The organism is Lachnospiraceae bacterium, assembly GCA_025758065.1.
Classification (GTDB): Bacteria; Bacillota; Clostridia; order Lachnospirales; family Lachnospiraceae; genus Enterocloster.
This window is the reverse complement of sequence record CP107199.1, coordinates 660,001-673,737: the sequence shown is the minus strand read 5'-3', so window position 1 is coordinate 673,737 and position 13,737 is coordinate 660,001. Positions and strand designations below refer to the sequence as shown.

Here is a 13,737-nt window from a genome sequence, read left to right as displayed (position 1 = left end):
AAGGGGTTACAGCATAGAAAGCGGGGTTGTTAACGGAGTATGAAACAAACAGAAAAACAGACCTTAGGAGAAAAAACAGCCCAGAATCTCCTTGAAATGATCCAGCAGAAGGAATATGCTCCAGGAGACAAGCTGCCTACAGAGGCAGAACTGGTGGAAACGTTGGGAGTTGGCCGCAATACAGTAAGAGAGGCACTTCGCATCCTTATGTCCCGGAATATCGTTACTATCCGTCAGGGATCAGGAACCTTTATTTCCGAGAAAAATGGAGTGGCAGACGATCCACTTGGCTTTTTTATGATGGATGACAGGCGCCAGCTTACAGAAGACCTGATTCAGGCAAGGTTGATCCTGGAACCGGCACTTGCTGCACTTGCTGCGCAAAATGGTTCAGAGGAAGAGATAAAAGACCTGGAGCGCATTTTAGAAGAGCTGGAAAAACTGATCCGGGATAAAAAAGACTATTCCGAAAAAGATTCCCAGTTCCATGCCCAGATCGCTACCTGCTCCCACAACCGGGTCATGACCAATCTGATTCCGGTAATCACAGAAGGTGTGCGTGTTTTTGCAGATTCTGTAGAAGAAACAGAATATGAGCAGACTTTATTATCCCACCGGCGTATTTTTGAAGCCATCCGGGATGGACGGGGAGAAGATGCGAGACAGGAAATGTATTTCCACCTGATGTACAACCATAACCGATACAGAATAGGGTCATAAAAGAACCGTAATTCGGTTAATATTCGGCAGCCCTGCTTAAAATGAGCAGGAGCTGCTTTTTTTGCATGTTTGCAAATTTAATTATGTTGGTCATTTAAACCACGACATCAACGATTGAATTTATCCCATAAATATTAAGATGAAATCAGAAAAATATTGACTTTGTCTCCTTTGTATGATAAAAATGAGATATATTCATAGGACGAATTTGAAACGAAATAAAATGCTGAACATAGGAGGCGTAAAAATGAAGGAGATGTATGATGTTCTGATCATCGGCGGTGGTGTAGTGGGAAGTGCCATGGCCAGAGAATTGTCACGGTATCGTTTGAAAATCGGTGTGCTGGAGAAAAATCTGGACGTATGTAATGAGACCAGTGGCCGGAATTCCGGCGTTGTCCATGGCGGTTTTGCATATGACAGGGGAAGCTTAAAAGCAAAGCTTTGCGTAGAAGGAAATAAGATGATGGGAGATCTGGCAAAAGAGCTGGATTTTCATTTTATCCGCTGCGGCAAAGTGCTGGTGGGAAATACCGATGAAGATATGGAGACCTTAAAACGCACCATAGAACAGGGAAAAGACAACGGAGCTACTAACCTGGAGCTGATCGATGAAAAACGCCTTCATGAGCTGGTTCCTGCTGTAGTAGGAAAGTTTGCCATGTTTTCCCATAACAGCGGTATTGTAGATCCCTTTGGCTATACCATTGCCCTGGCAGAAAATGCCCATGAAAATGGCGTAGAATATCATTTTGGATGCGAAGTGACAGCGATCCAGAGGCAGGAAGATGATACATATGAAATCACCACAGCAAAAGGAAACTTTAAGACCCGCTGGGTAGTAAACTGCGCAGGACTTGGCTGCGGCAAGATCGCTGATATGCTTGGGATCACCGGCTACCGCATCATTGGTTCCAAGGGAGATTACATTATCCTGGATAAGCGTACAGGTCCTCTTCTTCCAATGCCTGTTTATCCAGTTCCAAGCAACACCTATATGGGAATTCATGTGACAAATACTACAGACGGAAATGTGATCATCGGCCCTAACGCAGATATGGTGACAGACTTTAACTATTACGGTGTACCACAGAAAAATATAGATTATCTGGCAGAAAGCGCTTCAGATCTGTGGCCATGTATCCATAAGGCAGATTATATCCGCAATTATTCCGGAATCCTGCCAAAATGGGTAGATGAAAATGGTGTGATCCAGGATTTTAAGATCGAGATCAAAGATGAGATTGCGCCTCATGCCTTAAATCTGGTTGGTATTGAGTCACCGGGACTGACAGCAGCGGTGCCAATTGCCAGATATGCCATTGAACTGATGAAAGAGAGAGAAGAATTAGAAGAAAATCCGGATTTCAATCCAGTGAGAAAAGGAATACGCCATTTCTCCCAGTGTACAAAAGAAGAACAGGCAGAACTGATCAGGGAAAACCCGGATTACGGCGAAGTGATCTGCCGATGCGAAAAGGTGACAAAAGCGGAGATCCTTCAGGCGATCCACAATCCATTAGGTGTAGATACTATGACCGGTGTGAAATACAGAACCCGTTCCATGATGGGACGCTGTCAGGGCGGCTACTGCCAGATGCGTATTGAACAGATGATCGAGCAGGAACTTGGGAAAAAAGAGACAGAAGTGCAGTATGAACGTGAAGGCTCTAATGTTTTATTTGGAAAAGTACGGGAGGTGTAACTGTGAACATGGAACATAAAACAGCAATGTGGGAAATAGAACAGGCAGATGCAGTGATCGTAGGCGGCGGCCCGGCAGGTCTGGCAGCGGCTGTACGCCTGTATGAAAACGGGATCACAGATATTCTGATCCTGGAACGTGAAAAACAGTTAGGCGGCATTTTACGTCAGTGTATCCATGATGGTTTTGGACTGGCCCGTTTTAAAACTACACTCAGTGGACCGGAATATGCCCAAAAATTCATTGACCTGGCAAATGAAAAGAAGATCCGTTATCTTACTGATGCAACTGTTCTGGAAATTTCAGAGGACAAAGTGATCACAGCAGCTACTCCTGATGGCTTAAAACAGTGGCAGGCAAAGGCAGTGATCCTGGCAATGGGCTGCAGAGAACGTACCAGAGGAGCCCTTGGCATACCAGGAGAGCGTCCGACCGGTGTATTTACAGCAGGTGTTGCCCAGGCGTATATGAACCTTTATAACCGTATGCCGGCAAAAGAAGTGGTGATCTTAGGTTCCGGTGATATTGGAATGATCATGGCCCGCAGACTGACCTTAGAAGGTGCCCACGTAAAGGCGGTTTTTGAGATCCAGCCATATCCAAGCGGTCTTCCAAGAAATATTGAACAGTGCTTAAATGATTACAATATCCCATTGTATTTAAGCCATACAGTTACAGAAATCCATGGAGATAAGCGTTTGACCGGTGTGACCGTTTCAAAAGTAGATGAACACATGAAGCCGATTCCTGGAACAGAAGAGGAATACAGCTGTGATACCCTGATCTTATCTGTTGGCCTGATCCCGGAAAATGAACTTTCCCTGGATGCAGGAGTAACACTGGATACAAGGACAAAGGGTGCTACAGTGGATGAGTATTTCCAGACAGACCGGCCGGGGATTTTCGCAGCAGGAAATGTACTCCATGTTCATGATCTGGTGGATTTTGTATCCATGGAGGCAGAAAAACTGGCAGATTCCGCAGCACGGTATATTAAAGATGGGAAACTGCCTGCATGTGAGATACAGGTAAAGACTGATAGAAATATCAATCATACCGTTCCACAGCGGATATCAGGAACAGAAGACTGCTGTCTGTCTCTGCGTGTAAACCGGCCGTTTAAGGACTGTGCTCTGGTTGTAAGCCAGAATGGAAGAGAAATCGCCCGTAAAAAGATGAAAAAAGCTCTTCCGGCAGAGATGATCCATATAGATTTAAAAGCAGAAAAACTGGAAAACAAGGGAGATCTGGAGGTGAAGGTAGAATGACAAGAGAATTTACATGCATCATTTGTCCAAATGGCTGCGAAATAAGTGCAGATTATGAGATACAGGCAGATCAGTCTGTAGTGATCCACTCATTAGAAGGAGCCACCTGCAAAAGAGGAGCAGAGTATGTGAAGCAGGAGCTGACAGATCCAAAGAGAAATATTGCAACCTCTGTACTGGTAGAAGGAGGAGAATTGCCGCTTGCCAGTGTACGCCTTACCGCCCCAATCCCCAAAGCACGTATTTTTGATGCAATGGCTGAGATCAGAAAATGCCGGTTAGCAGCGCCGGTAAAAGCGGGAACTGTTGTGATCAAAGGGATATTAGGTCTGGATGCAGATGTGATCGTGACGAAAAATGTAGAAAAAGCGTAAGTTTGACAGCTTTATATTTCCGGGAAGGAGCAGTTGATAAGACTGCTCCTTCTTGCATTTTTAGATGGTCTATTATATGATGATTACAAATGTTTTAAAAGATTCCGAGAGTACATGAAATGTAAAAGGAGAAAAAAATGTCAGATAAACGTGTTGATTATATTACATGGGATGAATATTTTATGGGAGTTGCCGCTCTATCAGGCAGACGGTCCAAGGATCCAAGTACCCAGGTGGGGGCATGCATCGTAAGCCAGGACAACAAGATCCTTTCTATGGGCTATAACGGTTTTCCAAAAGGCTGTTCAGATGATGAATTTCCATGGGGCAAGGAGCATGAACTGGATGATCCGTACAATGCAAAATATTTTTACTCTACCCACAGTGAGTTAAACGCCATTTTAAATTACAGGGGGGGAAGCCTGGAAGGAAGCAAGCTGTATGTGACCCTTTTCCCATGCAATGAGTGCGCTAAGGCGATCATCCAGGCGGGTATTAAGACTATCATCTATGGCGGGGACAAGTATGCCCACACACCGGCTGTAAAAGCTTCCAAGCGCATGTTAAACGCAGCAGGAGTGCGCTATTATCAGTATCAGCCTACTGGCCGCAAGATTGAGATCGAGGTGTAAAATGAAGGTCCTTTTAGCTGCGATCAATGCAAAATATATCCACTCCAATCTGGGCATCTACAGCCTGAAGACCTATGGAGAGAAGATGTTAAAAGAATGGGGACTGGCAGAGGAGGCGAAAGTTTCTCTGGCAGAATACACCATTAACCATCAGATGGAGCAGATCCTTCAGGATATCTATAAGCGAAAGCCGGATGTTATTGGATTTTCCTGCTATATCTGGAATATTTCCTATGTAAAAATGATACTGGCTGATATAAAAAAGGTGCTTCCGGATGTGAAAATATGGGCAGGCGGCCCGGAGGTTTCCTATCACGCAGAAGCTTTTTTGAAAGAAGAACCGGCAGTGGATATTGTTATGATGGGGGAAGGAGAGATTACCTTCGCCCATTTTCTAAAGGCGCTCCTTGAAGGAGAGGAGCTAAAACAGGTTCCTGGTCTTATGCTGCGAAATGATGACGGCACTATTACTGATACAGGCTTTCGCCAGGTAATGGATATGAGCCAGATCCCGTTTCCCTATGCTTTTATGGATATGAAAGAGCTGGAACACCGTATTATCTACTACGAAAGCAGCAGAGGCTGTCCATTTTCCTGCGCCTACTGCCTGTCTTCCATTGACAAGAAGCTGCGCTTTCGCAGTCTGGACCTGGTGCTGCCGGAGCTGGAATGGTTCCTGCAGGCGAAAGTGCCCCAGGTAAAATTTGTAGACAGGACTTTTAACTGCAAAAAGTCCCATGCAATGGCAATCTGGCAGTATATAAGAGATCATGATAATGGTATTACTAATTTCCATTTTGAGATCGCAGCGGATCTGTTAGATAAGGACGAGCTAGATCTGCTTTCTACTATGCGTCCGGGACTGGTACAGTTAGAGATCGGCGTCCAGTCTACCAATGAAAAAACACTGGAGACCATCCGCCGGAAGACAGATATCGAAGAGATCCGCCAGATCACAGAAACCATTAACAGCTGGCACAATATCCACCAGCATTTAGACCTGATCGTGGGACTTCCATGGGAAGATCTAAAGCGTTTTAAACAGTCCTTTAATGACGTATATTCTATGGAGCCGGAGCAGCTGCAGTTAGGCTTTTTAAAAATATTAAAAGGCTCTTATATGGAAGAATTGATCCTGGAATGCGACCTGCTTTACAGTGCTGCGCCGCCTTATGAGGTGCTGCAGACAAAATGGCTTTCCTATGGGGATGTGCTGGAATTAAAAGATATAGAAGAGATGACAGAAGTCCATTACAACAGCCGCCAGTTTACCTGTACTTTAAAAGAACTGGAAAAGGAATTTAATACTCCTTATGAAATGTTTTCTTTTATGGCAGGTTATTACAATAAAAACCATCTTTCCGGCATCAGTCACAGTCGTATTGCCAGATATGAGATACTCTGGAAGATGATACAGGTAAAATTGGAAAAATCTGAAAGATATGAAACCCATGAAAATCATGCCCACCGGGGAACAGAAGTAAACCCTGGTATTTCTGAAAAACTGGAAAAATACCGTGACCTGTTAATGACAGATCTGTATCTTCGTGAAAATGTAAAGAGCCGCCCGACCTTTGCAAGAGATCTAAGCGGTTCCAAGGACTTTGTCCGTGAATTTTTCCAGAAAGAAGAGAAAACTCCCCAGTATCTGTCCGGATACGAAGGCTACGACTCCAGACAAATGGCAAAAATGGCTCATTTAGAGCCATTAAGAGACGGAACTTATCTGTTATTTGATTACAAGAGACGAGATCCATTAAGCTATAATGCCCGGACAGTCCGGGTTTAAAGGAATCTGGATCTCTGTGATAAACTGGGACTGGTCATGGGTAAGACCATAGTCGATGAGAGTCATTTCCAGAGCAAAACTTTCTGGCGCAAGTCCCTCGTCCTTAAAATAGGACAGGAGTTTTTCATAAAATCCCGGCGCCTGCTCATGACTTCCGTGAAAACGGACAATAGCCCAGGTGCTTTCCGGGATGCGGATGACCTGACCATTGATAGGATCATCCTCTTCCAGAATGATAAAAACAAAATCATAAGGCTTAAAACGATGTGCCTTTAAAGAGCCATAAAACAGCCCTAATCCTACCTTTCCCAGGAAAATAGAAGCAGGGCTGTTTCCCTGTTCCATTTCCCGGATCGAATACTCCAGATCCAGATAATTTTCCGGATTTAGCTGTTTTTTCATGCAGGCCAACTGTAGAGGTGCCTTTTTTTCTAAAAAGATCTCTCCTGGATGAGCGGAAAGCGCTCCTTGGATCTGATTTAAACGGTTTTTTATCTGATGCTCAATCACAGTCAGTTCCTGTTGTTTCTTATGCACCTGTACCAGCTGCTTTGACAAAAGCTCCTGGATGCGCCCGGTGTCCCTGTTATGGAGAAAATCTCCGATCTCATCCAGCGGCATGTCTAATGCCCGCAGGTAGCGTATGGTATTTAAACACTCAAACTGTCTGATGCTGTAATACCGGTATCCAGTGTTCGGGTCCGTGTATTCCGGCGTTACCAGTCCCGTTTTGTCGTAATGGCGCAGCAGGCTGATGCTTAAATGAAACAGACGGGCCACTTCGCCAATCTGGTATAGATCTTTCTTTGACTGCATATTTTATCCTCTTTTACCTTCTCAAACATTTACCTTCTCAAACATTTATCTTCTCAAACATTTACCTTTGCCACATTTTCCTTTATTATAGACACAGGCGATTGAATTGTAAAATGCAAATTAAGATGTGAAGCAAACTTGAAATGAAATTAGGATAAAGGGATAGAAACAAATATGATCAAAATGACAGGCAAACTAAAAGAACGGATCTCTCATATATTATCAGCCTTAGATAAAGAATACGGCACTGACTTCATCTGCTACCTAAACTACGAGACCCCATGGCAGCTGCTCATTGCGGTGATCTTAAGCGCCCAGTGTACAGACGCCAGAGTGAACATTGTAACAGCGGATCTTTTTAAGAAATATCCGACGATTAAAGATTTTGCGGCGGCGGACTTAAAAGAACTGGAACAGGACATTCGTTCCATTGGATTTTATCATATGAAAGCCAAAAACATTATCCAGTGTGCAAAGCGGCTGGTGGAAGAGTACGGCGGTATTGTGCCGGAAAAACTGGAAGACCTGCTTACACTGGCAGGTGTGGGTCGGAAAACTGCCAATGTGATCCGGGGAAATATCTACCATGTGCCAAGTATTGTGGTGGATACCCATGTAAAGCGCATTTCCAGGAAGCTGGGGCTTACAAAAGAGACAGAGCCGGAAAAGATCGAGTCGGATCTGATGAAGATACTCCCGGAAGATCACTGGATTCTCTGGAATATCCATATCATTACTTTAGGGCGGACCATTTGTACTGCCAGAAAGCCGGACTGCGGAAACTGCTTTTTAAAACAATGGTGTCCTGCCTGTGAAGCACCGGCAGTTTTCAGAGAAATACAAAAAACAGATTAAACAGGAAAAATACAAAAATCAGAAAAATTCTGAATTTGTTTAAATTTGATTTTAGGAAGGACATGCTAAAATGATCGACTCATACATTGCCCTGGACTTGGAAACTACAGGTCTGGAGCCGAAGAAAGAGAAAATAACGGAGATCGCCGCCTTAAAAGTAGAACATGGACAGATCACAGGCCGTTTTGTAACTCTGGTAAATCCAAAACGGCCGTTGACAGAACGGGTAGTGGAATTAACAGGTATTACAGATGACATGTTAAAAGATGCTCCGGTAATAGAAAATATTATTGGAGAGGTGCTGGGATTTATTGGAGATCTGCCCCTTTTAGGCCACAACATCCGTTTTGATTACAGCTTCTTAAAGCAGGCGGCGGTGAACCAGAAAATGGAATTTGAATGTGAGGCAGTAGATACCCTGAAATTATGCAGGAAATTGATGCCGGAGCAGGAAAAGAAAAATCTGGGAAACGCCTGCATTTATTATAAGATTGAACAGCCTTTGACACACCGGGCAGAGGCAGATGCCTTGTCGGCGCATTTGCTTTATCAGAAGTTAAGGGGACTTCATGGAGAAGACCAGCCAGAGTTATTTGCGACAATGCCTTTAAATTGCCGGATGAAGCGACAGCAGCCGGCAACGAAAAGACAAAAAGAATACTTGCAGGATTTATTAAAATGTCATAGAATAAACATAACTGTGCAGTTAAACGATATAAGCCGGAGCGATGCTTCCAGGCTGATCGACAAGATCATCCTCCAGTACGGACGGGTGAAGCCACAGAATAAATGAGGTGATAAAATGTTAAATATGAGAGACCCTAAAGTAAAGAAGATCATTTCTACTGTTATTGTTGTGATCCTGGTACTTGCCATGATCGTGCCAATGGCGCTGAGCGCATTGATGTACTAATTAAATGTTGAACTAAATAAAATGGCAGAAGACCCGATCAGGGATCAGAAGAATTTAGGAGAATTTATGGGAAACAAGACATTGAAAGCAGGTCTTTTTGCAGCACTGGCTGCCGGGGCTTTATGGGTGCTTCCCATGACCGTATGTGCGGCGCCGATATTTCCGGAAGGTATCAGTACAGACGGGGAAAGTCTGGCTGGAAAAACATGGGAAGATGCCCTGCATACAGCAGAAGAAAAAGTGAAAAAACAGGCGGATGTGTCTGTAGCCTTAACTATTGAGGATAAAAAAGCAGAAACCACAGCCGGGGAACTGGGTATTCACTGGAGCAATCAGGAAGAAGCCGAAAAAGAGTTAAAAAGCTATGTAGGTGGAAGCCTGATCCGTCAATATATGAACAAAAAGGATCTGGAAAAGACACCGGTGGATGTTACGGTCCAGACAGCAGCGGATCCAGATAAGATAAGGGCTTTTGTAGATACCCATTGCGACGGAGTACTGGCACAGCCTCAGGATGCGTCTATCCGCAGAGAAAACGGCGCATTTGTGATCACAGAGTCTGTTTTAGGAAAAGTCGTGGATGCAGATGCCACGGCTTCCGCTTTAAATACCGCTTTTGAGGGATTAAAAGACTCTATAGGTGAGATTTCTGTCCAGGCAGTGATCAAAGAAGAACAGCCGAAGATCACTTCCGATGACCTTAAGACCATAGAAGATGTTTTAGGAACCTGTACCACCGACTTTTCCAGCAGCGGCGCGGCACGTTCCACTAATCTTGCAGTTGGTGCGGGAAAAATCAATGGACGTGTGCTTATGCCTGGTGAGGTGCTATCCGGTTATGAATGTTTACAGCCGTTTACCATCGAAAATGGTTATAAGACAGCTGCAGCCTATGAAAATGGCCAGGTAGTGGACAGTATTGGCGGCGGTGTCTGCCAGATCGCTACTACATTGTATGATGCAGCACTGCAGGCGGAAATGGAGATTGTTCAGAGACAGAACCATTCTATGATCGTAACCTATGTAAAGCCGTCAATGGATGCTGCTATTGCAGGCACTTATAAAGATATTAAAATTAAGAATAATTACAGCACACCTGTATATATCGAAGGATATACATCGGGAAAGAAACTGATCTTTACCATTTATGGAAAAGATACCAGACCTTCTGGCCGGCAGGTAGAATATGTTTCAGAGACTGTGGGGACCACCAATCCGGGAGAACCCCAGATGATCACGGACAATAGCCTTGCGCCAGGTGCTAAGGTGAAGGTACAGTCAGCACATACCGGCTATAGATCCAGACTATGGAAGGTAGTGACTGTGGATGGAGTGGAGCAGGAACGTACTCTTCTAAATGAGGATACCTACAATGCTTCCAAGGCCATTTACCGTGTAGGACCAGCTCAGGCAGCACCTGTACCGGCGCCAGAGCCGCAAGCACCAGCCACTACACCTGAAACAGGAGAGAATAATACGCCTGAACCAGCTCAGACAGAACCAGCTCAGACAGAACCAGCTCAGACAGAGACGGCACATGAGGCGGTTACAGGAGAAAATGGTGGACCGGGAGTTGTTCCTACCACTGCAGCACAGCCTGCGGGGGGAAATGCTGGTGCGGAAAGCCCGGCCAGTCCCGCACAGGAGGAAAATCCATGAGAACAGCAGGACAGGGTCCGGGCGGATTTGAAAAACGAGATGGCTTTATAAAGCCAGGTCAGGATCTGGTAGTGGCCGGATATGCCGGTATGGCCGGAGCCAGACTCATTTTCCAGAAAAAAAAGGAAAAACTGGAAGGCCGTTTTGCACCTTCTTTTCTCAGATGTCTGGAAAAGGAAGACAGCTACAATGTAAAAGAGTGGCTTGAAAATGAATTAAAACAGAAAGATTGTCCAGTTACAGCCTGGGAATACGCGAAAGAAGGCGGCATTCTCACAGCTGTCTGGAATTTATCCGGCATTTTCAACGTAGGCGTAGATATTGATCTGCGAATGATCCCTATGAAGCAGGCAGTAGTTGAAGTATGTGAGATGTTTGAGGTCAATCCATATCGCCTTTTCAGTGAAAACTGCGTGATCTTAGCCTGCGACAGAGGCGGCCAGATGGTGCGGAGCCTCAGTGCACGGGGAATCCCGGCAGCAGTGATAGGCAGTGCAGAAAAGGGAATTGCCCGGGTGATACGCCACGGAGAGGAAACAGCCGGATATCTGGAACGGCCAAGAGCCGATGAACTGACCCGTATTGGATAACAGCCGGATAAACAGGCTTGGCATACAGGTCGAAGGCGTCATATATGCCGCTTTACAGCGTCAATACCATATAAGAATATATGATTTTAATATTGGAGGAAGTTATCATGAGAGAAAAAATTCTGGCGGTGATCGAAAAAAACAGCAGGATCGATATAAAAGACCTGGCGGTATTACTTGGTGAAAGTGAGATCGCAGTGGCTAATGAGATCGCCGAGATGGAAAAAGAACACATTATCTGCGGATACCACACTCTCATTAATTGGGATAACACCAGCGAAGAAAAAGTAGTAGCTCTGATCGAAGTAAAAGTAACTCCTCAGAGAGGTATGGGCTTTGATAAGATCGCAGAGCGTATTTACCAGTATAATGAAGTTAATGCTGTATACCTGATGAGCGGATCTTTTGATTTTACCGTATTTATCGAGGGAAAGACCATGCGCCAGGTAGCACAGTTTGTATCTGACAAATTAGCTCCTATGGAGTCAGTATTAAGTACAGCAACTCACTTTGTATTGAAAAAATATAAGGATCACGGCACCATTATCAGCGAGCCGGTCCAGGATGAAAGGATGCTGATCACACCATGAGAAACCCCTTATCTGACAAAATTGTAAGTATCCCGCCCTCCGGGATCCGTAAATTTTTTGATATTGTAAATGAAATGGAAGGCGCTATTTCCTTAGGTGTAGGCGAGCCGGACTTTGATACTCCCTGGCATATCAGGGAAGAAGGTATCTACTCCCTTGAAAAAGGCCGCACATTTTATACTTCCAATGCAGGTTTAAAGCAGTTAAAGGATGAAATATGCAATTACTTAAAGCGCCGTTTTGAAGTAACTTATGACCCGGATACAGAAGTTATGGTAACAGTAGGTGGAAGTGAAGCTATCGATGTTGCCATGCGTGCCATGTTAAATCCGGGAGATGAAGTACTGATCCCACAGCCAAGCTATGTTTCCTATCTGCCATGCGTTACTCTGGCAGACGGTGTTCCGGTGATCATTGAACTGGAGGAAAAAGACCAGTTTAAGCTGACTCCTGAGAAGCTGCTGGAAAAGATCACAGACAAGACCAAGATCCTGGTCCTTCCATTCCCTAATAACCCAACCGGCGCTATTATGGAAAAACATGAGTTGGAAGAGATCGCAAAGATCGTCATTGAAAAAGACCTGTTTGTAGTAACAGACGAGATTTATTCTGAACTGACTTACCAGAGAAAACATGCTACCATTGCAGCATTTCCAGGCATGAAAGAACGTACTGTCCTGATCAATGGTTTCTCCAAGTCTTATGCTATGACCGGATGGCGTCTTGGTTATGCGGCAGCACCAAGCCTGATCTTAAAGCAGATGTTAAAGATCCATCAGTACGCTATCATGTGTGCACCTACCACCAGCCAGTATGCAGCAGTTTCTGCACTGAAAAATGGTGATTCGGATGTAGAAATGATGCGTGAGTCCTATGACCAGCGACGCAGATTTTTATTAAATGCATTCCGTGAAATGGGCATCGACTGTTTTGAGCCATTAGGCGCATTCTATACATTTCCTAATATCAGCCGTTTTGGCATGACTTCAGAGGAATTTGCTACTAAACTTCTGATGGAAGAGAAAGTAGCTGTAGTTCCCGGAACGGCCTTTGGCGCCTGCGGAGAAGGCTTTGTACGTATTTCCTATGCCTACTCCTTAAAGAGCCTGAAAGAGGCGTTAAGCCGTATTGAGCGTTTTGTAAAGCGCCATGATGGAAAGGCAGAATAAAAATATGATGAATGTTGTACTTTTAGAACCGGAAATGCCCTCTAATACCGGAAATATCGGCCGTACCTGCGTGGCCACCAATACCAGACTCCACCTGATCGAGCCTCTGGGTTTTAAGTTAAATGAAAAAGCCTTAAAAAGAGCCGGGCTGGATTACTGGGATAAATTGGATGTACATGTATACAGCGATTACCAGGATTTTCTGGAGAAGAATCCGGATGCCCTGGGAAAAATGTATTTTGCCACTACTAAGGCGCATAAAGTCTATTCAGAAGTAGACTACGAACCGGACTGCTATCTCATGTTCGGAAAAGAAAGTGCCGGCATCCCGGAATCAATCTTAGTGGAAAATGAAGACCACTGTGTCCGCATTCCCATGTGGGGAGAGATCCGGTCCTTAAACCTGTCAAATTCCGTGGCTGTAGTGCTCTATGAAGCCCTGCGCCACAATGATTTTGAAAAAATGGCATTAGAAGGCCAGCTTCACCACATGAAGTGGAAAGACGGCTGGGAACAGAAGTAAATAAGTCCGGAAGCAATCGTTAAACAACCGTCAAACGTGTCACCGGCGCGTTTTTGACATGGATGACAAAATAAGCAGCATTGTAAGTGTACAGTCCCCCTGAATTGACAGGGGGACTTTTTTCTTACAGATAT

The 13,737-nt window shown here is 44.7% G+C and carries 14 protein-coding genes; 13 read left to right on the top strand and 1 reads right to left on the bottom strand.

What is annotated here, in order from left to right; all coding sequences use genetic code 11:
• The first annotated feature begins 39 nt into the window (after positions 1 to 39).
• The 6 genes from OGM16_03065 (at position 40) to OGM16_03040 (ending at position 6,488) form a co-directional block, all read left to right on the top strand.
• A complete protein-coding gene (locus OGM16_03065) occupies positions 40 to 720 on the top strand; it encodes a FadR family transcriptional regulator (GenBank protein UYJ47271.1) in 681 nt (226 codons plus the stop codon).
• A 247-nt stretch (positions 721 to 967) separates the two neighbouring features.
• Positions 968 to 2,425, top strand: coding sequence for an NAD(P)/FAD-dependent oxidoreductase (locus OGM16_03060; protein ID UYJ47270.1), 1,458 nt, complete (start codon positions 968 to 970; stop codon positions 2,423 to 2,425).
• A gap of 8 nt (positions 2,426 to 2,433) precedes the next feature.
• On the top strand, positions 2,434 to 3,693 hold the full coding sequence (locus OGM16_03055; protein ID UYJ48378.1) for an FAD-dependent oxidoreductase: 1,260 nt from the start codon (positions 2,434 to 2,436) through the stop codon (positions 3,691 to 3,693).
• A complete protein-coding gene (locus OGM16_03050; protein ID UYJ47269.1) occupies positions 3,690 to 4,067 on the top strand; it encodes a DUF1667 domain-containing protein in 378 nt (125 codons plus the stop codon). Before OGM16_03055 ends, OGM16_03050 begins: the two co-directional genes overlap by 4 nt.
• 137 nt (positions 4,068 to 4,204) lie before the next feature.
• Positions 4,205 to 4,699 carry a dCMP deaminase family protein gene (locus OGM16_03045; protein UYJ47268.1) on the top strand — a complete coding sequence of 165 codons (495 nt, stop codon included), beginning with the start codon at positions 4,205 to 4,207 and terminating at the stop codon, positions 4,697 to 4,699.
• 1 nt (position 4,700) lies between these two features.
• Complete coding sequence (locus OGM16_03040; GenBank protein ID UYJ47267.1) at positions 4,701 to 6,488, top strand: B12-binding domain-containing radical SAM protein; 1,788 nt, start codon at positions 4,701 to 4,703, stop codon at positions 6,486 to 6,488.
• Here OGM16_03040 and OGM16_03035 read toward each other — a convergent pair.
• Positions 6,456 to 7,304, bottom strand: a complete 849-nt coding sequence (locus OGM16_03035; GenBank protein ID UYJ47266.1) for a MerR family transcriptional regulator — start codon at positions 7,302 to 7,304, stop codon at positions 6,456 to 6,458. The genes OGM16_03040 and OGM16_03035 overlap by 33 nt on opposite strands.
• Before the next feature lie 174 nt (positions 7,305 to 7,478).
• Here OGM16_03035 and nth point away from each other — a divergent pair, with 174 nt between their 5' ends.
• From nth to OGM16_03000, 7 genes are all read left to right on the top strand, one after another.
• Entirely contained in the window at positions 7,479 to 8,159 is a 681-nt protein-coding gene (nth, locus tag OGM16_03030; GenBank protein ID UYJ47265.1) for an endonuclease III, read from the top strand.
• 70 nt (positions 8,160 to 8,229) lie between these two features.
• On the top strand, positions 8,230 to 8,952 hold the full coding sequence (locus OGM16_03025; protein ID UYJ47264.1) for a 3'-5' exonuclease: 723 nt from the start codon (positions 8,230 to 8,232) through the stop codon (positions 8,950 to 8,952).
• Positions 8,953 to 9,138: 186 nt separating this feature from the next.
• Positions 9,139 to 10,731 carry a VanW family protein gene (locus OGM16_03020; protein UYJ47263.1) on the top strand — a complete coding sequence of 531 codons (1,593 nt, stop codon included), beginning with the start codon at positions 9,139 to 9,141 and terminating at the stop codon, positions 10,729 to 10,731.
• A complete protein-coding gene (locus OGM16_03015) occupies positions 10,728 to 11,321 on the top strand; it encodes an AIR synthase (GenBank protein UYJ47262.1) in 594 nt (197 codons plus the stop codon). Before OGM16_03020 ends, OGM16_03015 begins: the two co-directional genes overlap by 4 nt.
• A 107-nt stretch (positions 11,322 to 11,428) precedes the next feature.
• Positions 11,429 to 11,911, top strand: coding sequence for an Lrp/AsnC family transcriptional regulator (locus OGM16_03010; protein UYJ47261.1), 483 nt, complete (start codon positions 11,429 to 11,431; stop codon positions 11,909 to 11,911).
• Positions 11,908 to 13,080 carry an aminotransferase class I/II-fold pyridoxal phosphate-dependent enzyme gene (locus OGM16_03005; protein UYJ47260.1) on the top strand — a complete coding sequence of 391 codons (1,173 nt, stop codon included), beginning with the start codon at positions 11,908 to 11,910 and terminating at the stop codon, positions 13,078 to 13,080. Before OGM16_03010 ends, OGM16_03005 begins: the two co-directional genes overlap by 4 nt.
• 4 nt (positions 13,081 to 13,084) lie before the next feature.
• A complete protein-coding gene (locus OGM16_03000) occupies positions 13,085 to 13,603 on the top strand; it encodes a tRNA (cytidine(34)-2'-O)-methyltransferase (GenBank protein UYJ47259.1) in 519 nt (172 codons plus the stop codon).
• Positions 13,604 to 13,737 lie beyond the last annotated feature (134 nt).